Genomic DNA, 24,761 nt, shown 5'->3' on the forward strand with positions numbered 1-24,761 from the left:
CCGCCGGGGGCCGCGTCCACCGACGCGGCCCCCGACGGCCGTACCCCCACGCGAAGGAGCCCCCGATGACACACCACCCGGCCCCCGCCACACGCCCGCCGGCCCTGCTGCGCGCCGTACGCCACCCCGTCACCCGCTGCCTGATCGCCTGCCTGGCCGCCGCCGTCACGGCGGCCGTCACCGCCGACCCGACCCGTGGCACCCCCGCCCCCTGCCGCCCGGGCCGCTGACCACTCGCGCCCGCACTCGATCCTCCCCGCCTCAAGTACGCTCCTCAGTCGTGGACTTCACCCCCGAAGCACTCGCCGAGCTCGCGCGGGCCGGAGACGCCGCCGCACTGCGGCAGGCTCTGCCCGTAGCCCTGCCCTGGTGCACCGTCCTGCCCGACGGGGACCTCGACACCCTGATCACCGAACTGGTCGACACGGCGCGCGGCGCGGTGGCCCCGGACGACCTCGCCCCGGTGGAGCTCCTGCTCACCCAGTGGCAGCACAGCGCCGAGGTGTACGCGGACCCGGCCCTGCTCGCCGTCCTCACCCGCGAGCCCGAGGCCGACCTCGGGCCCGTCCCGCCGCCCGGGGCGGACCGACGAGCCGCGGACTGACCCGCAGACTGACGCTCGCGGGGCTCAACGGGCCTCCTGCGAACCGCCGTTCGCCTCCGCCACCGCTGCCGCGCGCAGTGCCGCCGCCAGGCGGCGGACCGGGTCGGTGGGCGGCTGCGGGAGGCGGGCCAGCAGGAGGCGCCGCACCTCCTGCGGGCCGCCGCGTACCGGCAGGACGCGTACGCCGGGCGGTGCGGCGGCGGCCATGGCGGGGGAGACGGTGGTCAGCCCGCCGCCGGCCGCCACCAGGTGCAGCTTGGCGAGCCAGTCGCGGGCGGTGTGGGCGATCTCGGGCCGTTCGTCCAGCCCCGGCCACACCCCCATCAGCCGGTCGGCCCCGGCGGACGGCCCGGCGATCCACCGTTGCCCGCGCAGGTCGGCCACGTCGACGTACTCCCCGCGGGCCAGCGGGTGCGCCGCGGGCACGGCCAGGCACAGGGCGCGCTCGGTGAGGGTCTGCAGCACCAGGGGCGGCGACTCGGTGTCCGGGGCGCGGAACGGCGGGGCCGAGGAGAGCAGGGCGAGGTCGATGCCGCCCGCCCGCAGGGCCCGCGCCAGCGTCGCCGTGCCGCCCTCGCGGCTGGTCGCCCGTACTCCCGGGGCGCTGCGCCGCAGCGCGGCGAGGGCCTGCGGGACGAGCGTGGTGCCGGCGGTCGGCACCCAGCCGAGCCGGACCGTCCCGCCCTCCTCGGGCCGGCCGGACAGTTCGCGGGCCGCCGCGTCGATCTCGTCCAGCACGACGGTCGCGTGCCGCATCACCACCCGCCCGGCGGCCGTCACCCGGACGCCCTCGCGGCGCCGTTCCAGCAGCTCCGCGCCCGCGGCCCGTTCGATCGAGGCGATCTGCCGGGACACCGCCGACTGGGTGTACCCCAGCGACTGCGCGGCCGCCGTGAAGGTGCCCTGCTCGGCCACGGCCCGGAACACCCGCAGCGCGGTCAGCGAGACGTCCGTGAAGTCCATGACGTCTACGCATAGCAGAGGTGCGAGAGTTTCGTTGGACTCATGGAGGCGCCGGTTCCTACCGTGGTCGGTATGAGCGATCCCCGCACCGCCCTCGTCACGGGGGCCAACCAGGGCCTCGGCCGGGCCCTCGCCGAAGGCCTGGCGGCCCGCCTGCGGCCGGCCGACCTGGTCCTGCTCACCGGCCGCAGCGAGCAGCGCGTCACCGAGGCCGCCCACCAGGTCGCGCGGTCGACCGACACCCGCGGCCGCGTCGAAGGGCGGGTCCTGGACGTCACCGACACCGAGGCCCTCGCCCGCCTCGCCGACGAACTCCGGCAGCAGCACGGCGGCGTCGACATCGTCCTGTCCAACGCCGTCGCCCGGCTGCTCCCCGGCGAGTCGCAGTCCGAGCGCGCCGACGAGTTCATCGACGTCTCCAACACCGCCACCCACGCCGTGCTGCGCGACTTCGCCCCGGTGCTGCGCCCCGGCGGCCGACTGCTCGTGGTGGCCAGCAGCCTGGGCACCCTCGGCCACCTGGACCCCCGGCTGCGGCACCTGTTCGACGGCGCGACCCTCGACCAGGTGGAGTACGCCGTCGAGTCCTGGCGCGCCGCGATCCACCACGGCACCGCCGGGGAGGCGGGCTGGCCGCGCTGGCTGAACGTGCCCTCGAAGGTGGCCCAGGTGGCCGCCGTCCGGGCGGTCGCCGCCGAGCGGCGCGAGCGCGACCTCGCCGCCGGCATCCTGATCGCCTCCGTCTGCCCGGGCATGGTCGACACCGCGACCTCGCGCCCCTGGTTCGGCGACTACCGCGAGGCGCGCCCGCCCGCGGTGGCGGCCGCGGACATCCTGGACCTGGTGTTCGCAGAGCCCGTCGACCCGGCCCTGTACGGCGAACTCGTCCGCGCGGGCCGCCCGCTCGACTGGTACGGCGGCACGCCGCCGACCGAGCAGGACCGCCTGCTCGTACCGTGAGGGCGTCGACAACACCCTTTCCCCGAAGAGGAGTTCACCGATGAACGCGATCATTACGCCGTACGGCTTCGCGACCACCGCCGCCGAGGTCGCGCAGGGCGTCGACCTCACCGGCCGCCGCGCCGTGGTGACCGGCGCCGCCTCCGGCCTCGGCACGGAGACCGCCCGGGTGCTGGCCGGCACCGGCGCCGCCGTCACGCTGGCCGTCCGCGACGTGGCGGCCGGGCGGCGGGTCGCCGAGGAGATCACCGCGGCCACCGGCAACCGGGAGGTGCACGTCGGCCGGCTGGACCTCACCGACCTGGCCTCCGTCGCCGCGTTCGCGGAGGCCTGGCAGGGCCCGCTGCACATCCTGGTGAACAACGCCGGCGTGATGGCCTGCCCGGAGCGGTACACCGAGCAGGGCTGGGAGTGGCAGTTCGCCACCAACCACCTGGGGCACTTCGCCCTCGCCACCGGCCTGCACCGCGCGCTCGCCGCCGACGGCGCCGCCCGGATCGTCTCGGTCAGCTCCAGCGCCCACCAGCGGTCGCCGATCGTGTGGGACGACGTCCACTTCGCCTTCCGCCCGTACGACCCGTGGCTCGCCTACGCCCAGTCCAAGACCGCCAACGTCCTGTTCGCGGTCGAGGCGAGCCGCCGCTGGGCCGGCGACGGCATCACCGCCAACGCCCTGATGCCCGGCGCGATCCTCACCAACCTCCAGCGCCACACCGACGGCCAGGGCAGCGGGACCATCCCGCCCGAGCTGATGAAGACGGTCGCCCAGGGAGCGGCGACCTCCGTCCTGCTCGCCGTCTCACCCCTCCTGGACGGCGTCGGCGGCCGCTACTTCGCCGACTGCGACGAGGCCGAGGTGCTCGACCGCCGAGGCGTCCCGCTGCAAGGCGTCGCGCGCTACGCGCTGGACGGCGAGAACGCCCGGAGGCTCTGGGACCTGTCGGAGGAGTCGGTGAAGTCCTCCGGCTGACCGCCGCTCGGACAGCTTTCGAGAGCCGACATGGGACGATCGGCCGGTGACTCGCATCGTGGACCGTGACCGCTCGCTCGAGGAACTTGAGCACGACCGCCGGCCGGCCCCTTCGGGCGGCGAGACCCGGCTCGTGGCGACCGCGCGCGAGCTTCGGCGCCGGCCGATCGGCGGCCTGACCGTCGAAGACCTGCGGCTGCTGATCAGGCAGGACGTCGGCCTTGCCCACCTCCTGCCGCTGGCGGTGGAGGTCCTGCGGGCCGACCCGCTGGCGGCAGGCGACATGTACGAGGGCGATCTGCTGGCCGCCGTGCTCACCAGGGGCGAGGCGGTCTGGCGGGAGCGCCCCGAACTCAGGTGGGAGGTGCGCTCGATCGTCTCGGAGCTGGCCGAGGTGCCGCAGCCTCTGAAACGCGACGTCGAGGGGTTCCTGTCCTGGTAGGACCTGCTCCGCTGTGAGCCGATCATGCCCGCGAAGGTATGGCGCGATAACGGGATTGGTCTTGGAAAAGGCCGGCTCGCGGGTCATAGCGTCGAGGGAGTTCGCGCACGAGTTCACAGCGAAGGGGGACCCAGCATGGGCACCAACGGAAGCAGCAGGTACCTGACGGCCAGGAGGTTCGTCGCCGCCGCGCTGGCCACGGCCGCGATCGGATTCGCCGCCGTGGGCACCGCGGACGCCGACAGCCTGCGGAAGGGACGCGTCGAGGTGCTCGAACTCAAGGTCCAGAACGACCAGTACGAGGTGCTGGACCTCGGCCAGGCCGGGCCGAGCCTGGGCGACATGGACGTCTACTCCGGCGCCACCGTTCAGGGCGGCCGCAGCGTCGGACGCGGGGGCGGATCGTGCCAGGTCGTCCAGCTCCACGGTGGGGAGGTGACGAAGCAGTGCCTCATCACCATGGAGGTCGAGGGCGGCTCCCTGGCGATGCAGTCGCTCTGGACGAAGGGATCGAGTGCCCCGCTCGACATGGCCGTCACCGGCGGTACGGGCGCTTACGCCGGCGCGCATGGAATCGTCCGCTTCTGGGACATCGGCACGCCGGACGAGCGGGCGCGGGCCGAGATCCAGCGCTGATCGGGCCAGGGCTCCGGCCCGTCAAAGGGCAGGTGGCGTGAGGCGGGAAGGTTTGCGCGAGAAGTCGGCCAGGCCGACTTCTCGCGCAACTGCTTTCAGGTGTTGGTGGCTGCGGACAGGTGTGAGGCCCCCGACCCGCACGAGGTCCTGAACCGGTGTTCCGCTCCTCCTCACCCTCACCGGGCCGCGGGACAAGCCCGATCCGGGCTGCGCGGCGGAGCCGCTCAGCCCTGGTGAGGGATGCCCAGTGCTCGGACGAGCTGGGCCAGTTCCTCGCGGAAGAGCTTGTCCGGGCTGGCCATCTGAGTGTGGAGGTGGCCGTAGATCTCCAGTGACACCAGGCCGTGCAGGTGTCCCCAGATGCGCAGGGCGAGTGCGACGGCGGCGGGGGGCAGATCCGGGAAGGCCTCGCGCACCTTGTCGCGGAGCCCGGGGTCGAAGTCGGGCCACTCGAACGTGCTGTCTCGGTAGAGGTGTTCGGTGTGGGGCCAGGCAGCCGCCGCGAGTGCGGCGAGTCCTGTGCACACCCGGCGCGCGGCGTCCGGGGCGGCGCCGCCCTCGGGGGCGTGGTAGCCGGGGACCGGGTCACCGTAGACGAGGCGGAAGCCCTCGGGGTTGGCGACGGCCCAGTTCCGGAAGGCGGTGGCCCATGCCTGGATCCGGACCGCCGGGTCCTTGGCGGGGGCGGCCTCCCAGGCCGCGTCCACGGCGTCGGCCAGCGCGGTGTACACGTCGTTGATGAGCGTGGTGACCAGATCGTCGCGGGTGGCGAAGTAGCCGTAGATGGCGTTGGCGGTCATGCCCATCTCTCGGGCGATGGCCCGCAGCGTGATGGCGTCGGGGCCGCCTGAGGCCATCAGCGCCAATGCCACGCTCTTGATTTCGGCCGTCGTCTCGGCGCGCAGCCGCTCGCGTCGTCCTGTGGTCCCGGTAGCCGCCATGCGGACACTCTACAGTGTCACCAGATTGGTTGGCGTATCGAAACTTCACGCCGTATAGTTTTCGCCGTGGCGACCGACGGTCCGTCATGTCGCCGTATTCGCAGGCGGGTTGAGGGGAGAACCATGCACATCGGAGTCATCGGCGCCACTGGCGGCATCGGCAGCCGGGTCGTCACCGAGGCGCTTCAGCGCGGACACCTGGTCTCGGCCTTCGGTCGGGACACTTCACGGATCAAGGAGACCCGCGAGAACATCACCTGGGCCGACGTCGACGTCCTCGACGCGGCGAGCATCGCGGCCGTGCTGCCCGGCCTGGACGTGCTGATCAGCGGATTCCAGCCGGGCAACGCCGCCAAGGACTTCGCCGACACCGTCCGTCGCTCCATCGCCGACCCCACGGTCTACGCGACTGCCGCCCGCGCGCTGCTGACGGCACTGGAGAGCCACCCCAGGACGCGCCTGCTCGTGATCGGCGGTGCCGGAAGCCTGGAGGTCGAACCGGGCGTGGTGCGCGCCGACCATGACGAGCTGATCCATGAGAGCCTCGACGCGCTCGGACTGCCCCGGGAGTACGCGGCCGCCGTGCGCGGCCACCGGGACGCCCTGACCGTCCTGCGAACCTCGAATCGGCTGTGGACCTACTTCAGCCCGGCCGAGGACATCGCTCCCGGCGAGCGTACCGGCCGTTTCCGGACCGGTGGTGACCAATTCGTCCTGGACGCGGACGGACGCAGTCGCATATCGGTGGAGGACGCCGCGATCGCCCTGGTCGACGAGGCGGAGCTGCCGCGCTTCGTCCAGCGCCGCTTCACGGTGGGGTACTGAAAGGTCGTAGTCGAGATCCACCCGGGAACCTCTCTCCTCGCCGTGCTCCGGCAAGCCGCTCCACACCCGATCGGGTGAACAGCAGAGGTGCCGGGCGATCCCCCCGCGGGATCGCCCGGCACCTCTCGTACGGGCCCGCTCAGTGCTGGTGGCCGGCCGGGGCGGCGGCGCCTTCCGTCGTCACGGTGAAGGCCGCCGTGTGGACGGTGTCCTGGTGCTTGAAGTCCAGGAAGAGGCGGTAGCTGCCGGGGCTCGGGGCGGTGGTGGTGAAGCCGATCTCCGGGCCCGGGGTGCCGGTGTCCGGGTGGACGTGCAGGTAGGCGAGGTCGCCGGCGCGCAGGGCGACGAGGTGGCCGTACGCGCCGAGGTAGGGCTGGAGGTCGGTGACCGGCCGGCCGTCCTTGCTGACGCCGAGGGTGAGCGTGCCGCTGCGCCCGGGCGTGAGGTCGCCGCCGAGGGTGACGGTGTAGCCGTCGACGGTGACGGTCCGTCCGGTCTCCGGCAGCGGGGCGGGCCGCAGGTCGCCCGCGGCGTGCAGGTCGGCGCCGAGGGTGAGCCCCTCGGTCGCCCCGGCCGGGGTGAAGTCCGCGAAGACCCGGTACTCCCCGGCGGCGGGGACGGCGGTCTGGGCGCTCCAGGTGCCGTCGGCGGCGAGGGTCGGGTGCAGGTGCTGGAAGGTCGACAGGTCGCGCGGGGCGACGATCAGGTGCAGGTCCTTCTCGTGCTGCTGCTGGTAGGCGGTGACGGGCTTGCCGTCCGTGCCGAGGATGCGGAAGCGCAGGTCGGTGGGGGAGCCGGCGGTCACGAACGGGTTCTCGACGCTGAGCGTGTAGCCGCGTTCGGAGACCTGCAGCCCGCCGGGCAGGTGCTCGGCGCCGCCGTCCGTCGGCTCCGCGCCGTGCCCGGCGTGCCCGCCGTGCGCGGCGGTGGCGGGCTTGGGGGAGGGGCCGTTGCCGGTGGCGTGGCCGACGCCGAGGGCGAGGCCGAAGGCGGCGGCGAGCCCGGCGGTGAAGGCGGTGATGCGCAGCGGGGTGTTCATGGCGGCGTTTCTCCTCGTGATGCGGGACGGCAGGACGGCAGGACAGAAGGGGGACGGGCCGGGCGCTCAGGCCCGCATGAGCCGGGCGATGGCCTGGGTGGCCTCGGCGACCTTGGCGTCCGCCTCGGCCCCGCCGCCCGCGATGGCGTCGTGGACGCAGTGGGCGAGGTGGGAGTCGAGCAGCTGTAGCGCCACGGACTGGAGGGCCTTGGTGGCGGCGGAGACCTGGGTGAGCGTGTCGATGCAGTAGGTGTCGGTGTCGACCATGCGCTGGAGGCCGCGGATCTGGCCCTCGACGCGGCGCAGGCGGCGCAGGAGCTGGTCCTTGTCGTTGTGGTAGCCGGCCATGGGGTCCTCCTCGGGTTCCGGCGGGGGCTCGGTGCGACGTGATGCGACTTGATGCGGCTCGACGCGCCTTGGTGCGCCTTGGTGCGTCTCGATGCGGCTCGACGCCGCTCGATGCCCACGAGTGAATACCCCATGGGGGTATCAAGTCAAGCAGTCGCCGCCCCCGAAAAATACGGGCAGGGGGTATCCGTCAGGTCTTGCGGACGATACCCCTCAGGGGTATAAATGAACCCGGCACCGCCCGATACCCCCCATGGGTACGAGGGCCCGGCCGCCGAACGTACCGCACGACGACGTCACGAGGAGCGACGATGACTACGCAGGCACCCGCCTCAGCGGAGGTGGAACTCTCGATCGGCGGCATGACGTGCGCCTCCTGCGCGGCCCGGATCGAGAAGAAGCTCAACCGGATGGACGGGGTCACGGCCAGCGTCAACTACGCCACGGAGAAGGCGAAGGTCTCCTTCGAGGGCGGGGTCGAGGTCGCCGACCTGATCGCCACCGTCGAGGCCACCGGCTACACCGCCGCGCTGCCCAAGCCCCCGGCCGCGGAAGGGGGTTCGGGCGCCGGGCAGGCCGAGCCGGCCGACGAACTGGCCCCGCTGCGCCAGCGGTTGTTCACCGCCGTGGCGCTCGCGGTGCCGGTGATCGCGATGGCGATGGTGCCGGCCCTCCAGTTCGACAACTGGCAGTGGCTGTCGCTGACCCTCGCCGCACCGGTCGTCACCTACGCCGCCTGGCCGTTCCACCGGGCCGCGTTCACCAACGCCCGGCACGGCGCCGCGACCATGGACACCCTGGTCTCGCTCGGCACCACCGCCGCGTTCCTCTGGTCGCTGTGGGCGCTGTTCTTCGGCGACGCCGGGATGCCGGGCATGCGGCACGGCTTCGAGTTCACCATCGCCCGCGGCGACGGCTCGTCCAACATCTACCTGGAGGCGGCGGCCGGGGTCACCGCCTTCATCCTGGCCGGCCGCTACTTCGAGGCGCGCTCCAAGCGCACCGCCGGGGCCGCGCTCAAGGCGCTGCTGGAACTGGGCGCCAAGGACGTGACGGTGCTGCGCGGCGGGGCCGAGGTGCGCATCCCGATCGCCGACCTCGCCGTGGGCGACCGCTTCGTGGTCCGGCCGGGCGAGAAGATCGCCACCGACGGCACGGTGGTCGAGGGTGCCTCGGCGGTGGACGCCTCGATGCTGACCGGCGAGTCCGTCCCGGTCGAGGTCGGGGTCGGCGACAACGTCACCGGCGCCACCGTCAACGCGGGCGGCCGGCTGGTGGTCGAGGCCACCCGGGTCGGCGCCGACACCCAGCTGTCCCGGATGGCCCGGCTGGTCGAGGAGGCCCAGAACGGAAAGGCCGCCGCCCAGCGCCTCGCGGACCGGATCTCCGCGGTCTTCGTCCCGATCGTGATCACCCTCGCGGTGGCCACCCTCGGCTACTGGCTGGGCACCGGCGAAGGCTGGACCGCCGCCTTCACCGCGGCCGTCGCCGTGCTGATCATCGCCTGCCCGTGCGCCCTCGGCCTGGCCACCCCGACCGCCCTGCTGGTCGGCACCGGCCGTGGCGCCCAGCTGGGCGTCCTGATCAAGGGCCCGGAGGTCCTGGAGTCCACCCGCAAGGTCGACACCATCGTCCTGGACAAGACCGGCACCGTCACCACCGGCCAGATGACCCTGCTCGCCGTGCACACCGCCGAGGGCGTGGACCGGGCCGAGGTGCTGCGCCTGGCCGGCGCCCTGGAGCACGCCTCCGAGCACCCGATCGCCCGGGCCATCGCCACCGCCGCCGCCAAGGCCGGCGAACTGCCCGCCGTCGAGGGCTTCGAGAACGTCCCGGGCCTGGGCGTCCAGGGCGTGGTGGACGGCCACGCCGTGGTGGCCGGCCGGGAGGCCCTGCTGAACGAGTGGTCGCAGTACCTGCCCGAGGCGCTGGCCGAGGCCAAGCGCACCGCCGAGGCGGCCGGCCGCACCGCGATCGCGGTCGGCTGGGACGGTGAGGCCCGGGCCGTGCTGGAGGTCGCCGACGCGGTCAAGCCGACCAGCGCCGAGGCCATCGGCAGGCTGCGGGCCCTGGGCCTGACCCCGGTGCTGCTCACCGGCGACAACCGGCTGGTCGCCGAGGCCGTGGCGGCCGAGGTCGGCATCGGGCCGGAGCACGTGATCGCCGAGGTCATGCCGCAGGACAAGGTCGACACCGTCAAGCGGCTGCAGGCCGAGGGCAAGGTCGTCGCGATGGTCGGCGACGGCGTCAACGACGCGGCCGCGCTCGCCCAGGCCGACCTGGGCCTGGCGATGGGCACCGGCACGGACGCCGCCATCGAGGCCGGCGACCTCACCCTGGTCCGTGGCGACCTGCTGGCCGCGGCGGACGCCATCCGGCTCTCCCGCAAGACCCTGGCCACCATCAAGAGCAACCTGTTCTGGGCCTTCGGCTACAACGTCGCCGCCCTGCCGCTGGCCGCGGCGGGTCTGCTCAACCCGATGATCGCGGGGGCCGCGATGGCCTTCTCCTCGGTCTTCGTGGTCGGCAACAGCCTCCGGCTGCGCCGCTTCCGCTGAGCAGCTGAGCCGCGGAGCCGCCGGGCCGGTCCGCACCGCCGGGCCGCTCCCACCGCCGGGCCGAGGCCCCGGAACCCCACGAGGGTTCCGGGGCCTCGGTGCGCGCCGCCGCCGCAGACCCTGGCCGACCAGCGCCGATCGCCCGCGACTAGAGTCCGACCCATGGACGAAGACACCGCGCTCTGGCACCGGATCGCCGACCTCCTGCCCGCCGACGCCGCCCAGGGCGTCAAGGACTGCCGGGCGGTCGGCGAGCAGGAGAGCGGGCTCGGCCTGCTGGTCGAGGGCCTGCTCGCCCGCCAGATCCCGATCGGCGGCACGGACCGGGCGCAGATCTCCGTGCTCACCGAGGAGTGGGGGGAGCGCGAGCGGCTCGCCCCCGGCCTGCTGCGCTGCCCGGGCGACGGCGCGCCCGCCCCGGTACGGCTGCTGGACGGCGAGCGCGACGAGGCCGAGGTGGTGACGGGATGGAGCGAACCGGAGCTGGCCGACCTGGTCCTCGTCCCGTGGATCGGCTGCACCCGCTGCGGCCGGACCCTGCTGCGCGCCCACACCTGGGAGCCCTGGGACGACTTCTCGTACCACGCCGAGCGCTACGTGATCAGCACGCCGGACGGCCGCCGGGCGGAACGGATCCTCCCGCGGGACGCCGCCAGGGCGGCCTTCGCCGAGCTCCTCCACGGCTGCCCGGAAGCCACGGCCTGACCCCTCCGACGAACTGCTCCAGGGCTGCCCGGAAGCGCACCGACGCTAACCCTCCTCCGGCAGCTCCACCGCCTGCCAGCGGTACGCCGCGTCCTCCTGCCACACCTGCAACTCGCCCTCCACCACCGCCGCCAGGCACAGCCGCCAGTCGTCGCCGATGGCCAGCGCGACCCGGGTGGCCGGGCGCAGCGTGGGCCGCCACCAGCGCGGCCGGCGGGACGCGCCGCCGGCCGGCAGCCGCAGCCGTACGCCGCCCGCTCCGGCCAGTGCGACGGTCGGGCCGCCGCGGTGGCCCACCATGGCGAGGCCGAGCGAGGGCTCGCCGTCGCCGATCTCCGTTCCGGCCTCCGTTCCCGCCCCGGCTGTCCCCGCCCCCGCGCCCAGCGTGTGCAGCTGGACGGAGCCGTCCGCCCGCAGCACGGCGGCCTGCGGTCCGGCGGAGGTGCGGGCCAGCGCCCCGGCGCGCAGCGGACCGGCCGGGCCCACCGGGACGGGCGGTCGGGCGGCGCCGGGCCGCCAGCTCAGCAGCCGTTCGCGGTGCTCGACCAGCAGCAGCCAGCTGCCGGGCCGCTCCTCCTCGGCGGCGAGCACCCGGTCGGCCGGGCAGCCGGGGTGCTCCTGGCCGGTGAGGGTGCGGCCGGGCGCCCAGCGGTACGAGCGCAGCGCGCCGCCGACGGCCGCCCACACCGTCATCTCCCCGGCCGAACCGACCGCGCCCGCCAGGCCGTTGACCCCGCGCGCGGCCTCCCACCAGCCCGCGGCCGTACCGACCCACAGGGTGCCGCCGCGGTCCTCGGCGCAGACCACCAGCTCGCCCGGGTGTCCGGCCCAGCCGGCCGTCAACTCCCGTACGGCGGAGAGGCCCTGGCCTGCCGGGAGGGCCCGGCCGGGGCTGCCGGGCCCGGTCAGCGCGGTGCCGTCGGCGCCGCCGGTGACCACCAGCGGGCGCCCGGCCGGGTCGGGCAGCACGGCCAGGCCTGCGGTACGGGCCACCGGCCGGTGGGCGCGCAGCAGTTCACGGCCCCGGGCGGCCCACGGGCCGAGCGGGGCGGGGCGGCGGTCCGGGTCGCGGGCCAGCGGCTCGCAGGCCCAGCGCGCCAACTCCTCGCCGTAGCCCGCCGCCAGCAGTTCGGCGCGGGCCTGTTCGGCGGCCAGCCGGTGGTCCAGGCGGCCGTGGTCGGGCAGCAACAGGGTACGGGCGAGGGTGCCGACCGCGAACAGGTCCTTGGCGGTGGTCGGGAAGCCGCCGACCTGCTCGGCCTCCGGCGGGACGTGCCCGGGGGTGAACACCGCGACGGTCAGGGCGTGGTCCAGCGGGGCGAGGAAGGTCAGGTCGATCAGCTTGACCTGCCCCTGGCCGTCCACCAGGACGTTGGCGGGGGAGATGTCGCGGTGCACCCAGCGCTTGCGGTGCAGCTCGTCGACGATCCGGCAGAGCCGGGCCAGCACCTCGGCCACCGCCGGCGGGCCGCCGCGCTGGCCGCGCGCCCAGGTGTGCAGCGGCACGCCCTCGACCCAGGGCGAGATCTGGTAGCCCAGCAGCGCGCCGCCGGGCGGGGTGCCGGGCCGGTGCGGGGAGGGGCCGAGCAGGAAGCTGGGCACGACCAGGTCGGTGACGCCCAGCCGGTGCGCGTTGTGCGAGACGTCGTCCCAGCGGCCGAGCCAGCGCCGCACCTCGCCCGGGTCGCGCTCCAGCATGATCTTCGCGGCGACCAGTTCCTTGCGCCCGTTGTGCCCGGTGCGGACCGCCCGCCACACCTCGGCCTCGCCGCCCCGGTGGTGGAACTCCAGGAGTTCGTACTGCTCGGGGTCGAACTCCGGCCCGAACCGGAGCCCGGGCACCCAACGCGACTCCGACACTCGACCCCCGACGGTTGACCGCTGTTGACGCGCCGGTTCAGGTACCGCCGGTGCGCTGCTGGCTGTGCTGCCGTTCCGCTCCCGACGAGCTGCTGCTGTGCTGCTGTCGTACGGCTGCCGCGCTGCCCAGGATAGTGCGCTTTCCTGTTCGGCTGTCCGATCGAGGGCCTATTCTGATGGCGCCCGAGCAACATCACGACACGACGTCAACTCATGATCTCCAGAAGCCAGTTGGTCATGGGATGGATGGTGTCCGAACCCAGGGGGACGGTGCATGGCGCTGTTAGCGGTGCTGCTGGTCGTGGTGGCGCTGGCCGGTGCGGCGGCCGCCGTCGTGCTGGCCCGCCGCCGTCGGGCCCTGGACGCCGCGACGGTGGCGAGGGAACTGGCCGCCGCCGCCGCCCGGCTCGCCGCCGGCCGGGACGCCCAGGCCCGCCGCCGCTACGCCCGGCTGGCCCGCCGACTCGCCGACGCGCCAGGGGAGTTGGGCCCGCAGCGCGGCCTCGCCCTGCTCGGCCAGGCCGAGGCCACCGTCCCCACCGGCGACCAGGAGGCCACCCTCGCCCTGCACCGCGAGGCCTACCCGCTGCTCGCCGACCCGGCCCGGCAACTGCCCCGGTGGAGCCTGCGCCTGCTCGCCGAGGAGCGGCTGCGGGCCCCCGACGGCGACCTCGGCCCGCTGTTCGCCCACCTCCAGGCCACCGCCGCCGGCCCCGAGCCCGGCGCGGAGGCCGAGACCGTCGCCCGCACCGTCGACTGGCTCCAGCACCGCTGCCGCGACGGCGCCCCCGAGCAGCGCGAGGACACCACCGCCCGCGCCCTCGCCGCCCTGCCCGGCCGGGACTGGCCGGTGCTCGCCCGGGCCGCCCTGCTGCGCGCCACCGACCGGGCCGCCGAGGCCGAGGCCCTGCTCGCCGCCGCGGCCCCCTCCGGCAGCGCCGAACTCTGGTTCCGCTGGGGCGCCCAGCTCTACACCCTGCACCGCGACGAACCCGCCGTCGCCGCCTTCGACGAGGCGCTGCGCCGCGGCCCCGGCGAACCCTCCCCGTGGGGGCGCGGCCCGGCCCTGCGCACCGACGGCCTGCTCTTCCGCGGGCTGGCCCGCCAGCGCCTCGGCGCCACCGAGGCGGCCTGGGCCGACCTCGCGGCCGCCGCCGGCGAGAGCCCGGCCGACCCCCGCCCCCGCTACGCCCTCGGCCGGCTCGCCCTGCTGCTCGGCGCCGACGAGCGGGCCCGGGAGCAGTTCACCGCCGCCCTGACCGTCCGGCCCGGCTTCGCCCCGGCCCGGTTCGGCCTCGCCCTGGTGCACGAGCGCGCCGAACGCCCCGCCGAGGCCGCCGCCGACTACCGGGCCGGCCTCGGCGCGGCCCCCGACTGGCGCCCCGCCCGGGTCCGGCTCGGCGCCGCCCTGCTCGCCGCCGGGCGGGCCGAGGAGGCCGAGCCGCTCCTGCGCGCCGAGGCCGACACCGGGGCCGCCGCCGGGGCCGCCGCCGGTACCCGGGCCGGCACCGAACCGGGCACCCGCTGGACCGCCGTCGCCGCCTTCCACCACGGCCTCGCCCTCGCCCGCACCGGCGACCCGGCCGGCGCCCTCACCCGCTGGGAGGCACTGGACGACGAGGACCTGCGCCCCCGCCGGGCCCTGGCCCGCGACCGGCTCGCCCGCACCCGGCTGGACACCGACCCGACGGCCGCCCGCGAACTCTGGCAGCGGGCCACCGCCGAGCACCCGGACGCCCCCGGCTACCGCGCCGCGCTGCGCGAAGCCGCCCTGCGCGAGGCCGCCCACCTGCTGGTCACCGACCGCGACCACGCCGAACCGCGCCGCCGCGCCGCCGCCGCACTCGCCCTCGCCGACACCCTGCCCGGCGCCCTCACCCACCGCCAGGCCCGGCTGCGCGCCGCCCTCGCCCTGGCCGAGGGCACCCCGGAGCCGGTCGCCGCCCTGCTCGACGCCGACCACGGCCCGCGCGACCGCTACCACCTGGCCGCCGTCGCCCTGCTGGCCGGCCGCCCGGCCCGGACGATCGCCCTGCTCGGCCCGCCCGACCCGGCCGGCGACCCGGCGACCGCCCGGCTGCGCGCCCTGCTCGCCGAACGGGCCGGCAACTGGGCCGCCGCCCTGGACTGGTACCGGCACTTCCTCACCTCCGGCACGGCCGCGGCGGAGCCGGCCGGCGACTGCGCGCTCTGCGACCGCCCCGCCACCGGCACCTGCGGCGGCTGCGGCCGCGAGGCCTGCCCCGACCACCAGCACGCCCCCGAGGCCGCCGCCCCGCCCCGCTGCGTCCGCTGCTCCGCCCCCGCGCTGCGCGCCGTCCTCGACTGCGCCCGCCGGGCCGGCACCCCCGAGCAGGCCGAACCGGTGCTCGCCCGCTGGGCCGTGGCGCTCGGCGACGGCGCCGCGGCCGTGCCCGTCCGGACCGACCTCGCCCTGCTGCGCGCCGAACTCGGCCGCCTGGACGAGGCCCTGGCCGGGGTGCCCGCCGAGGCCGGGGCGGCCCGCGCGGCCGTCCTGGTCCGCCGGGCCGGCGCCGCCCTCGCCGCCGGTCGGCTCGGCCAGGCCGCCGTCGACCTGCGCCAGGCGCTCCAGCCCGTCCCCGGCGACGGGGTGCCGGGGCGTGAGGTGCCGGGCCGTGAGCGGGTGGCCGGCGCGCTCGCCCTGCTCGCCGAGCACGAGGCGCACCAGGCCGTCCTCGACGGCCGCCACCGCGAGGCCTGGGAGGCCTACCGCGAGCTGCTGCTCAGGGACCCGGCCCACCCCCGGGTGCTGCACGCGCTCGGCCTGGCCGGCTACCGGCTCGCCGCCGGTGCCTCCGATGCTGCCGAAACCGCCGATGCCGCCTCCGATGCCGACGCCGCCGCCGACGGTCCTGACGCCCTTGGCCAGGAGGTCTGGGCCTGGACGATCGGCAGCCTCGTCGCCGCCCTGCACCAGCCCGAGCTGTGGGCCGAGTCCGCCCGGACCACCGGCCGCACCGCCGAGCCCCAGCGGCTGGCCGCCGCCCGTACCGGACTGCTCGACCGCCTCCGCGACGACCTGCGCGCCCTGGACCGGGCCGCCGGGCGCAGCGGGGACGAGGTCACCGCCTGGACGCTGCGCCTCGGCCTGGAGACCCACTGCGCGGACGCGCTCGCCCAGGAGGACGTCCGGATCACCCTGCCCGGCCGCCCGGCCCGCCGCCTCGCGCTCGGCCCGACCCTCGACCGGCTGCTGCGCGCCGAGCCCGGAGCGGACGGCTGGGCCGAGGCCTTCGAGCAGGCCGTCCGGCCCTGGCGGCAGCGCCCGGCCGGCCCCGACGCGCCCGCTCCCACCCGGGCCCTCGGCCTGTTCGGCGAACTCGGCCCGCAGCGCTACCTGCAGCTCCAGGGCCGGCAGGCCGCCGCCGTCGCCGCCCTGGACGCGGTGCCCGAGCAGCGGCGCGGCGAGGACTGGCAGGAACTGCTCGGCGAGTCCCTGGTCAGCCAGGCCCGCGAGCACCACCGCAACCAGGACTGGCGCGAGGCCCTGGACAGCCTCTCCCGCGCCCGGGCCGTCCCCGGCGCCAGGCTGCCCGCCGACGCCGCCGCGATCGCCGCCGAGTCCGGGGTCCGGGCCGCCCGCGCGCTGCTCAAGAACAGCCTGGACGACCAGGCCGGAGCCGCCGAACTCCTGGAGAAGGCCCTGGCGTTGGCCCCCGACGACCCCGAGGTGCGGGGCGACCTCGGCGCCACCTACGCGCAGTGGGCGCGCAAGATCAACAACGAGGACAAGGACTACTCCCGCGCCCTCGGGCTGCTGGAGAAGAGCCTGGAGCTGGTCCCCGGCGACCCGACCGCCCGGCACTTCCTGGAGGCCGCCCTCGGCAACCGGGCCGGCCAGCTCAGCCACCCCGACGCCACCGACGCGGAACTGGAGGAGGCCGCCGGCGCCTGGCGGGCGCTCGTCGAACTCAACCCCGACCCCGACCACCGGATCGGCCTGATCTTCGTCCTGCGCCAGCTCGCCCGCTCGGCCGCCTTCGCCGACGACCACCGGCGCGCCGTCGCGTGGATGGCCGAGGCGCTGCGCGCCGACCCGGAGTGGGAGGGCGGGGTCGAGCACGAGGCCCCGCGCCGGGTCTCGGTGCTGATCGCCAACCACGTGGTGGATGCGATGCAGGACAAGCCGTTCGCGGACCAGGCCGCGATGCTCGAGAAGGCCAGGTCCTACGACGACTCGACCGACATCCGCCGCCTGATGGTCAGCCTCTGGCGCGGCAAGGCCATCAGCCACTACGAGGCCCGCCGCTACCGGGCGGCGATCAAGCTGCTGGAGGAGGCGCTCGAACTGTCCGGCACCCAGGAGGACACCGACCAGCTGTGCCGCGAACTCGGCATCGTCTACGGCTCGTTCGCCGTCCAGCAGGCCAACGCCCGGAAACTGCGCGAGGCCAAGGAGCTGGCCCGCACGGCCGTCGAGTACAGCCCGGACGACCCTGAGCTGCACGCCATGCAGATGCGGATCAGGTCGCTCTACTGACGGCAACCGCACGGCAGTCGGGAGCGTCCTGGACCGTACGCCGAAGACCGTACGCCGCAGGCCGAGCCGTCACCCGAAGCGCCGACCGAACCGCCACCGCCACCGTGAGGAGAGAGACCGCCCGCCATGCCACTGCACGAACCGTCGCCGTACGAGGTCCTGGGCATCCCGCTCACGGCCGGCGTGCGCGAGATCAACCTCGCCGTCGGACCGGCGATGCGGGCCGGCCGGTACACCCGGCAGCAGATCCAGGAGGCCGCCGCGCTGCTGCGCAACCCGGACCGGCGCCTGGAGGCGGACCTCCAGCGGCCCCTCCCGCCGGAGCCGGTCGACCAGGCCGCCGAGCTGCTCGCCCCCGCACTCGTCGAGCCGCTCCTGGTGATCGAGCGCCCGCCGCTGCCGCCCGCCGCCCTGCCCGCCCTCCACCGGGCCGAGCTGGCCGCCGACTTCACCGAGCCCGCCCCCGGCGGCGCCGACCCCGAACCGCCCGTCCCCGCCCGCTACGCGGCGGACCTGTCCGTGCTGCCGCAGATCGAGGTCCCCGAATGACCGACGCACCCACCGACGCACCCGCCGAAGCCCTGGTTGACGGCCACCGGCCGCTGGAGATCCCGCCCGGCGTCGAGGACGTCGACCTGGAGCAGGCGTTCGGCCGACTGCTCTTCCGGGCGTCCCTGCTGGGGAGCAAGCTGACGGAGCAGAAGCAGGCCGCCCGGGCCGAGCAGCGCGAACTGCTGGGCATCCTGGTCGAGGTGGACGACGCGCTCGCCGCCCTCGGCCTGGACCGCGAGCTGGTGGCGCTCGGGCGCGGCGCCGGCCTGGAGGCCACCCGGCGCCGGCTGCTCGGGCAGCTCGCCAAGGCCAGGGTGCGGCCGATGCGGCTGGAGGGCATGACGGCCGACCCGGACCTGACCGAGATCGTGGGCACCGAGGCCCGCTCCGGGGTGGCGCCGGAGACGGTGGTACGGACGGTGGTGACCGGGTTCTTCTGGGGGGACGAGGTGCTGCGCCGGGCCCAAGTGGTGGTCGCCGCACCGGAGTCGGAGCCGCACCCGGACCCGTACCCGGAGCCCGCGGTCTCCGAGCCGGAGACACCCGAGGTCGCCGAGACCGTCGAGACCGTCGAAGCCTTCGAGACAACGGAAGCCACCGAGGCCGTCAAGCCCGAGACACCCGAGACACCCGAGGCGGACGACGCACCCGAAGCCGCGACGCCGGTCACCCGGGCCCAGCCCAAGGCGGCCCCGCCCCGGGCCCGCCGCCGGGCCAAGGCCGTGGCCGAGCAGGCCAGGCAGACGAAGCGCAAGAAGTAGCCAGGACCACGAGGGGCAAGAGGGGAACGACATGTACCGCACACTCGGCATCGACCTGGGCACCACCAACTCCGTGGTCGCCCACCTGCGCCGGGGCGAGCCGGAGATCATCTTCAACCGGCAGAACCAGGAGGCGACGCCCTCCGTGGTCGGCAGCGGCCGCAAGGGCGAGCTGCTGGTGGGTTCCACCGCGCGCAGCCGGATCGCCGTCGACGGCGCCAACGTGATCCGCTCGGTCAAGCGCTTCATGGGCCGCAAGTTCAAGGACCCGCAGGTCCAGGCGGCCCTGAAGGAGGTGGACTACAAGGTCACCGCGGGCACCGACGGCGACGTCAACGTCTGGTTCAACGGCCGCTCGTACACCCCGATCGAGATCTCCGCGATCATCCTGCGCCGCCTCAAGGAGGACGCCGAGCAGCGCTTCGGCGAGCCCTTCCACCGCGCCGTCATCACCGTCCCCGCGTACTTCGGCGAGCGGCAGGTCGCGGCCACCCAGGAGGCGGGCCGGATGGCCGGCCTGCACGTGCTGCGGATCATCAACGAGCCGACCGCAGCCGCCCTCGCCTACGGGATCACCTCCGAGGCGGGCGAGGAGGGGAAGACCGTCCTGGTCTACGACCTCGGCGGCGGCACCTTCGACATCTCCATCCTGCTGCTGGTGCCCGGCTCGGTCTCGGTGCTCGGCATCGAGGGCGACAACCTGCTCGGCGGCGACGACTTCGACCGGGGGATCACCACCGCGCTGCTGGAGGACATCCGGGAGGAGTACGGCGCGGAGTACCAGCCCGACCTGCGCGACCGTCCGAAGATCGCCGCCACCGCCGAGACCATCAAGATCGAGCTCTCCCACCAGGAGTCCTCCGAGGTCATCCTGCCGGGCCTGGGCGCCGGACAGCTGGTGCTGGAGACGGAGTTCGAGCGGGCCCGCTTCGAGGAGCTGATCGAGGCCCGGATCGAGCGCACCATCGAGCTGACCCACAAGGCCATCATGCAGGCCAACCTGACCGTCGGGGACATCGACGAGGTGGTGCTGGTCGGCGGCTCGACCGCGATCCCGCTGGTCGCCCGCCGGCTCGGCGAGGTCTTCGGCCCCCGCCGGATCCGGCGCGGCGTCAACCCGATGCAGTGCGTGGCGCTCGGCGCGGCCGTGCAGTCCGCGCTGGTCGGCGAGGTGGAGTGCCCCGAGTGCCGGGCCCCCGGCGACCTGTCCGCCTCCAACTGCGCCAACTGCGCCGCCGGCCTGCTCGGCGGCGACCGGGTCTCCTGCCCGACCTGCCACCTCCCGGTCGACGCCGGGGCGGCCTCCTGCCCCAAGTGCGAGCAGGCGCTGGACGGTTCGGGCGGCGGCGGGACGGTCCCGCGGCAGGCCACCCGGGCCACCGCCGTGGTGCACGGCGGCAACTGCCCGCGCTGCGGCACCCCGGCCGCCCCCGGCGTCACCGCCTGCGAGCTGTGCGGCGAGCCGCTCAACTCGGCCGCCCCGGGCCACACCAGGGTGGCCACCACCGCCGCCGAGGACGTCGGCCTGCGCTGCGCCTCCTGCGGCCTGGTGAACCCGCCGGGCTGCGAGGTCTGCCCGGGCTGCGGCGAACTGGCGCAGGTCACCAACCCGTTCGACATCACCCCGAAGAACCTCGGCATCGAGCTGAACGACGGCCGCCTCGCCGTCATCATCCCCAAGAACACCAGCTACCCGACGAGTTCGCCGGTCAGCCGGGAGTTCGTGGTCTCCGGCAGCGGCCGGCAGCGGCTGGAGGTCGCGGTCTACGAGGGCGAGCACGAGATCGCCCAGCAGAACGAGCTGATCGGCCACCTCACCCTGCGGCTGCCCGAGGGCCTGGGCGGCCGTACCCCGGTGGAGGTCGCCTTCGGCCTCGACCGGGACCGCACCATCACGCTGTCGGTGCGGATCCAGGGCGGCGCCGAGAAGACCGTCAAGCTGGAGCGGGTCACCCTCGACCCGGAGCTGAAGGTGCAGGTGGAGGAGCAGCAGCGGCAGATCGAGTCCTTCACCGACCGCTGGGGCGGCGAGCTGACCGAGGCCGAGATGCGCGAGGCGCAGCGGCTGATGGACACCCTGGACGACCTGGCGGCCGGGCAGACCCGCGGCCAGTCGGTGGACGCGGCGCTGGAGCGGGCCCAGCAGCAGCTCAAGGCCCAGCGCTGGGTGCGCGGCTCGGAGGCGTACCTGAGCCTGTTCATCCACTACTGCGAGAAGCTCCTCGACCCGAGCGACCTGGACCGGTTGCGGTCGGTGGCCGCCGAGCTGCGGCTGCGCCGGGAGGCCGCCGACTGGGACGGCGCGGTGCGCTCGGCCCGCAAGGCGGACGAGCTGTGCGACTCGCTCGGGCACACCATGCGGATGCTGACCATGTGCAACATCTACGTGACCCAGAGCATGGTCTCGCCCGCCCTGGCCCAGCTGATCATGGCCGAGCTGCGCGGCCTGGACGAGGCCGTGGAGGCGCCCAACATGGCGGACGTGAACACCCACATGTCGAACCTGCTGGCCCTGTACGCGCAGGCGCAGCGGGAGCTGGGCAGCGAGCCGGCCCAGGAGTCGCTCGGCCCGGTCCGGCCGGAGGAGGCGGGGCCGCGATGAGCGCCGTGGACGCCGTGTCCGTCCCGGGCGCCGGGGGCGCTGTCGCGGCCCTTGGGGCCCCGCCGGTGCCGTGCCCGCTGTGCAGGGTTCCGGCGGACCCGGTGACCCTGCGCTGCCCGTCCTGCCGGGAGGACCTGTCCGTGCTGTTCCGGCTGCGTTACGCCGGACGGATCGACTACAACCGCGCACTGGAGGCCCTGGCGGCCGGGGAGGGGCCGCTCGCCCTCGGGCTGCTGCACCGCGCGGTGGCGGCCGAGCCGGGCCTGCGTCCGGCCCGGGACCTGCTGGAATCGCTCGGTGGCGCCGGTCCCGAGGGCGGGGAGCCGGTGGGTCGGGAGGGCGACACGCCCTAGACGGGCGAATCCGGCGTGCGGAGGAGCGCATCCCTTGTGATCGTGGGCGAGGTGTGATCGTCACACTTCGACCCGCTCTGCTCACAAGGAGTGACGCAATGCGTATGCGTACCACCTTCGCCGCCACCGCCCTCGCCGCGGTGACGGTCCTCGCCGGGGCCGGCACCGCGTCCGCCGGCGACGCCACCGCCAACGGGGCCGCCATCGGTTCGCCCGGCATCCTGTCCGGCAACGTGATCCAGGTCCCGATCAACCTGGAGGCCAACGTCTGCGGGAACTCGATCGACATCATCGGGCTCCTCAACCCGGCGTTCGGCAACACCTGCATCAACAAGTGACCCCGCGCGCTGGGGCCGTCCGTCGACCGTGACGGGCGGCCCCAGCGCCGTGTCCGTACCCCCGTTCGGGGGTGGCGGCGCGGGGCCGGCGCCCGCGACCATGGACCCCGTCCCGCACCGCCGTCCCCAGGGAGCCCGCCCGTGCCGACCACGCCGACCCCGCGCAGCTACGCCTCCGGCACCTCGGACGTCCCGCTGCTCGGCGACACCATCGGGGAGAACCTCGACCGCGCGGTGCGCGCCTTCCCCGGGCGCGACGCCCTGGTCGACCGGGCCACCGCCCGCCGCTGGACGTACGCCGAACTCGCCGCCGACGTCGACGCCCTGGCGCTCGGCCTGCTGGAACTCGGGATCGCCAAGGGGGACCGGGTCGGCATCTGGGCCCCCAACTGCGCCGAGTGGACGCTCACCCAGTACGCCACCGCCAAGCTCGGCGCGATCCTGGTCACGGTCAATCCGGCCTACCGCGCCCACGAGTTGGAGTACGTGCTGAACCAGGCCGGCATCCGGCTGCTGGTCGCCGCCGAGCGCTTCAAGACCTCCGACTACGCCGGGATGATCTCTGAAGTGCGGCCCCGCTGTCCGGAGTTGGAGCACGTCCTGCTGCTCGGCGGCCCCGACTGGGACGCCGTGACCGCCGCCGGACGGCGCGCCGACCCGGCCCGACTCGCCGAACGGCAGGGCGAGTTGGCGCCCGACGACCCGATCAACATCCAGTACACCTCCGGGACGACCGGCTTCCCCAAGGGTGCGACGCTCTCCCACCACAACATCCTCAACAACGGATACTTCGTCGGGGAGTTGCTCGCCTACACCGAGCAGGACCGGATCTGCGTCCCGGTGCCGTTCTACCACTGCTTCGGCATGGTGATGGGCAATCTCGCCGCCACCTCGCACGGCGCCTGCATGGTCATCCCCGCCCCCTCCTTCGAGCCCGGCGCCACCCTGGCCGCCGTCGCCGCCGAGCGCTGCACCTCGCTGTACGGCGTGCCGACCATGTTCATCGCCGAGCTGGCCGACCCGGACTTCGACCGTTACGACCTCGGCAGCCTGCGCACCGGCATCATGGCCGGCTCGCCCTGCCCGAGCGAGGTGATGAAGGAGGTCATCGGGCGGATGGGCATGGCGCAGGTCTCCATCTGCTACGGCATGACCGAGACCTCGCCGGTCTCCACCCAGACCCGGGTCGACGACCCGGTCGAGCGGAGGGTCGCCACGGTGGGCCGGGTCGGCCCGCACCTGGAGGTCAAGGTGGTCGACCCGGCCACCGGCCGTACCGTCCCGCGCGGCGAACCCGGCGAGCTCTGCACCCGCGGCTACTCCGTCATGCTCGGCTACTGGGGCGAGCCGGAGCGCACCGCCGAGGCCGTCGACGCCGCCCGCTGGATGCACACCGGGGACCTCGCGGTGATGGACGAGGACGGCTACCTCGCCATCACCGGCCGGATCAAGGACATGGTGATCCGCGGCGGCGAGAACCTCTACCCGCGCGAGATCGAGGAGTTCCTCCACACCCACCCGGACATCCTCGACGTCCAGGTCATCGGTGTCCCCGACGCCAAGTACGGGGAGGAGCTGATGGCCTGGATCCGGATGCGGGAGGGCGCCGAGCCGCTCACCGCCGAGGCCGTCCGCGGGTACTGCGCGGGCCGGCTCGCCCACGTCAAGATCCCGCGCTACGTGCACGTCGTCGAGGAGTTCCCGATGACGGTCACCGGGAAGATCCGCAAGGTCGAGATGCGGGCGCAGGCCCAGCGGATCCTGGGGCTCTGACCGGGGCCCGCCTCCGCCCGGGCGAGTCCGGGGAGCGCGCCGGCTCGCCCGGCGGGAGAGTGTGATCATGCTCGACGTCACAGTGGAACGCCTGATCCCCCTCCCGCCCGCCACGGTCGCCGCCTACGCGATGGACTGGCGCCACGACTCCGAGTGGACCCGGGGCATCCGCAGCGCCACCCTCACCCGGGAGGCCGACACCGGCGGCTTCGGCGCGGGCGCCGAGGTCACCCGGACCGCGCACTTCCTGGGCCGGTCCTTCTCGTACGTGCTGCGCGTGTCGCGCCACGACCCGCCGACGGTGCTCGACATGGTCTCCGTCGCCGGGCCGATGCCCATGCGCGTCACCTACACCTTCGAGCCCACCCGGACCGGCACCTTCGCCCGCATCCGGGTCCGCGGCGGCCTCCGCCTGGCCGGCCCGCTGATGTCCCGCCCGGTGCGGTCCGCCCTCACCGCGGACCTGCGCGCCCTGGAGTCCCGCCTCGGCCGCTGACGCCCGCCCCCCCGCGCGCGAACGCGGACGGCCGGCGCGGGCTGCTGCCCGTCGCCGGCCGTCGAGGTCCGTGTCCCGGTTACCGCGCGCCCCACTCCCGGTCCGTCGGCACGATCTCGCGGCCGAGCGGCATCAGCGAGATCGGGATCATCTTCAGGTTGGCCCACCCGAAGGGGATGCCGATGATCGACAGGAACAGCGGGATGCTGGTGATCAGGTGCCCGATCGCCAGCCACCACCCGGCGAAGACCAGCCAGATCACGTTCCCGACGCACGACGCCGGCCCGGCGTCCGGCCGCTCCACCGCCGTCCGCCCGAACGGCCACAGGATGAAGCCGGCGATCCGGAAGGAGGCGATGCCGAACGGGATGGTAATGACCAGTACACAGCAGATGATTCCGGCGAGCACGTAGGCAAGAGCCATCCAAATGCCGCAGAAAACCAACCAGATGACATTGAGGATGAACTTCACTGCACTCATGATCGGTACCTTCTCACGGCTGATGACGTTGCACTGCAACCGTGCCATGCCCG

The 24,761-nt window shown here is 74.7% G+C and carries 23 protein-coding genes; 17 read left to right on the plus strand and 6 right to left on the minus strand.

From position 1 onward, the window contains the following. Positions 1-65: 65 nt before the first annotated feature. Together ACFVXH_RS14125 and ACFVXH_RS14130 are read left to right on the plus strand one after the other, a co-directional pair. Positions 66-230 (plus strand): hypothetical protein, encoded by a 165-nt coding sequence (locus ACFVXH_RS14125; RefSeq protein WP_380745545.1) that lies wholly within the window; start codon positions 66-68, stop codon positions 228-230. A 50-nt stretch (positions 231-280) separates the two neighbouring features. Then, entirely contained in the window at positions 281-604 is a 324-nt protein-coding gene (locus ACFVXH_RS14130; RefSeq protein WP_380745547.1) for a hypothetical protein, read from the plus strand. A 24-nt stretch (positions 605-628) separates the two neighbouring features. Here ACFVXH_RS14130 and ACFVXH_RS14135 read toward each other — a convergent pair whose 3' ends face one another. Continuing rightward, the gene (locus ACFVXH_RS14135) at positions 629-1,567 is read right to left on the minus strand and encodes a LysR family transcriptional regulator (protein ID WP_387823177.1); all 939 of its coding nucleotides are present in this window, start codon (positions 1,565-1,567) and stop codon (positions 629-631) included. A gap of 72 nt (positions 1,568-1,639) precedes the next feature. On the opposite strand from ACFVXH_RS14135, the gene ACFVXH_RS14140 reads away from it, so the two are divergent. The 4 genes from ACFVXH_RS14140 (at position 1,640) to ACFVXH_RS14155 (ending at position 4,575) form a co-directional block, all read left to right on the plus strand. Beyond that, on the plus strand, positions 1,640-2,527 hold the full coding sequence (locus ACFVXH_RS14140) for an SDR family NAD(P)-dependent oxidoreductase (protein ID WP_380745551.1): 888 nt from the start codon (positions 1,640-1,642) through the stop codon (positions 2,525-2,527). Between the two features lie 40 nt (positions 2,528-2,567). Further along, positions 2,568-3,497, plus strand: a complete 930-nt coding sequence (locus ACFVXH_RS14145) for an SDR family NAD(P)-dependent oxidoreductase (RefSeq protein WP_380745553.1) — start codon at positions 2,568-2,570, stop codon at positions 3,495-3,497. Positions 3,498-3,543: 46 nt separating this feature from the next. Continuing rightward, a complete protein-coding gene (locus ACFVXH_RS14150; protein WP_380745555.1) occupies positions 3,544-3,939 on the plus strand; it encodes a contact-dependent growth inhibition system immunity protein in 396 nt (131 codons plus the stop codon). 135 nt (positions 3,940-4,074) lie between these two features. After that, positions 4,075-4,575 (plus strand): hypothetical protein, encoded by a 501-nt coding sequence (locus tag ACFVXH_RS14155; protein ID WP_380745557.1) that lies wholly within the window; start codon positions 4,075-4,077, stop codon positions 4,573-4,575. Between the two features lie 224 nt (positions 4,576-4,799). On the opposite strand, the gene ACFVXH_RS14160 is transcribed toward ACFVXH_RS14155, so the two are convergent. After that, the gene (locus ACFVXH_RS14160; RefSeq protein ID WP_074002471.1) at positions 4,800-5,516 is read right to left on the minus strand and encodes a TetR/AcrR family transcriptional regulator; all 717 of its coding nucleotides are present in this window, start codon (positions 5,514-5,516) and stop codon (positions 4,800-4,802) included. Between the two features lie 123 nt (positions 5,517-5,639). On the opposite strand from ACFVXH_RS14160, the gene ACFVXH_RS14165 reads away from it, so the two are divergent. Further along, positions 5,640-6,341 (plus strand): NAD(P)-dependent oxidoreductase, encoded by a 702-nt coding sequence (locus ACFVXH_RS14165; protein ID WP_074002472.1) that lies wholly within the window; start codon positions 5,640-5,642, stop codon positions 6,339-6,341. A gap of 139 nt (positions 6,342-6,480) precedes the next feature. On the opposite strand, the gene ACFVXH_RS14170 is transcribed toward ACFVXH_RS14165, so the two are convergent. Both ACFVXH_RS14170 and ACFVXH_RS14175 read right to left on the minus strand, forming a co-directional pair. Next, the gene (locus ACFVXH_RS14170) at positions 6,481-7,380 is read right to left on the minus strand and encodes a hypothetical protein (protein WP_074002473.1); all 900 of its coding nucleotides are present in this window, start codon (positions 7,378-7,380) and stop codon (positions 6,481-6,483) included. Between the two features lie 66 nt (positions 7,381-7,446). Continuing rightward, complete coding sequence (locus ACFVXH_RS14175; protein WP_049651130.1) at positions 7,447-7,728, minus strand: metal-sensitive transcriptional regulator; 282 nt, start codon at positions 7,726-7,728, stop codon at positions 7,447-7,449. A 311-nt stretch (positions 7,729-8,039) separates the two neighbouring features. Here ACFVXH_RS14175 and ACFVXH_RS14180 point away from each other — a divergent pair, with 311 nt between their 5' ends. Further along, positions 8,040-10,286 (plus strand): heavy metal translocating P-type ATPase, encoded by a 2,247-nt coding sequence (locus ACFVXH_RS14180; RefSeq protein ID WP_387823185.1) that lies wholly within the window; start codon positions 8,040-8,042, stop codon positions 10,284-10,286. A gap of 162 nt (positions 10,287-10,448) precedes the next feature. After that, positions 10,449-10,991 (plus strand): hypothetical protein, encoded by a 543-nt coding sequence (locus ACFVXH_RS14185; RefSeq protein ID WP_074002476.1) that lies wholly within the window; start codon positions 10,449-10,451, stop codon positions 10,989-10,991. 45 nt (positions 10,992-11,036) lie between these two features. On the opposite strand, the gene ACFVXH_RS14190 is transcribed toward ACFVXH_RS14185, so the two are convergent. Continuing rightward, a complete protein-coding gene (locus ACFVXH_RS14190; protein ID WP_074002477.1) occupies positions 11,037-12,833 on the minus strand; it encodes a protein kinase in 1,797 nt (598 codons plus the stop codon). Positions 12,834-13,125: 292 nt separating this feature from the next. Between ACFVXH_RS14190 and ACFVXH_RS14195 the strand changes: the two genes are divergently transcribed. The 8 genes from ACFVXH_RS14195 (at position 13,126) to ACFVXH_RS14230 (ending at position 24,227) form a co-directional block, all read left to right on the plus strand. Beyond that, the gene (locus ACFVXH_RS14195; protein ID WP_387823189.1) at positions 13,126-17,352 is read left to right on the plus strand and encodes a hypothetical protein; all 4,227 of its coding nucleotides are present in this window, start codon (positions 13,126-13,128) and stop codon (positions 17,350-17,352) included. A 126-nt stretch (positions 17,353-17,478) separates the two neighbouring features. After that, on the plus strand, positions 17,479-17,901 hold the full coding sequence (locus ACFVXH_RS14200) for a hypothetical protein (protein ID WP_049656716.1): 423 nt from the start codon (positions 17,479-17,481) through the stop codon (positions 17,899-17,901). Further along, complete coding sequence (gene grpE / locus ACFVXH_RS14205; RefSeq protein WP_074002479.1) at positions 17,898-18,665, plus strand: nucleotide exchange factor GrpE; 768 nt, start codon at positions 17,898-17,900, stop codon at positions 18,663-18,665. Before ACFVXH_RS14200 ends, grpE begins: the two co-directional genes overlap by 4 nt. Before the next feature lie 31 nt (positions 18,666-18,696). Beyond that, positions 18,697-21,267, plus strand: coding sequence for an Hsp70 family protein (locus tag ACFVXH_RS14210; RefSeq protein WP_074002480.1), 2,571 nt, complete (start codon positions 18,697-18,699; stop codon positions 21,265-21,267). Further along, the gene (locus ACFVXH_RS14215; protein WP_074002481.1) at positions 21,264-21,620 is read left to right on the plus strand and encodes a hypothetical protein; all 357 of its coding nucleotides are present in this window, start codon (positions 21,264-21,266) and stop codon (positions 21,618-21,620) included. The genes ACFVXH_RS14210 and ACFVXH_RS14215 overlap by 4 nt, the downstream gene beginning before the upstream one ends. 98 nt (positions 21,621-21,718) lie before the next feature. Beyond that, positions 21,719-21,958 (plus strand): chaplin, encoded by a 240-nt coding sequence (locus ACFVXH_RS14220; protein WP_079272115.1) that lies wholly within the window; start codon positions 21,719-21,721, stop codon positions 21,956-21,958. 141 nt (positions 21,959-22,099) lie between these two features. After that, positions 22,100-23,731 carry an AMP-binding protein gene (locus tag ACFVXH_RS14225; protein WP_074002483.1) on the plus strand — a complete coding sequence of 544 codons (1,632 nt, stop codon included), beginning with the start codon at positions 22,100-22,102 and terminating at the stop codon, positions 23,729-23,731. 64 nt (positions 23,732-23,795) lie between these two features. Next, entirely contained in the window at positions 23,796-24,227 is a 432-nt protein-coding gene (locus ACFVXH_RS14230; protein WP_049656735.1) for an SRPBCC family protein, read from the plus strand. Positions 24,228-24,306: 79 nt separating this feature from the next. Here ACFVXH_RS14230 and ACFVXH_RS14235 read toward each other — a convergent pair whose 3' ends face one another. Continuing rightward, complete coding sequence (locus ACFVXH_RS14235) at positions 24,307-24,708, minus strand: YccF domain-containing protein (protein ID WP_074002484.1); 402 nt, start codon at positions 24,706-24,708, stop codon at positions 24,307-24,309. Positions 24,709-24,761: the final 53 nt, after the last annotated feature.

Source organism: Kitasatospora sp. NPDC058184 (assembly GCF_042883725.1).
In the GTDB taxonomy this organism is placed as follows: Bacteria; Actinomycetota; Actinomycetes; order Streptomycetales; family Streptomycetaceae; genus Kitasatospora.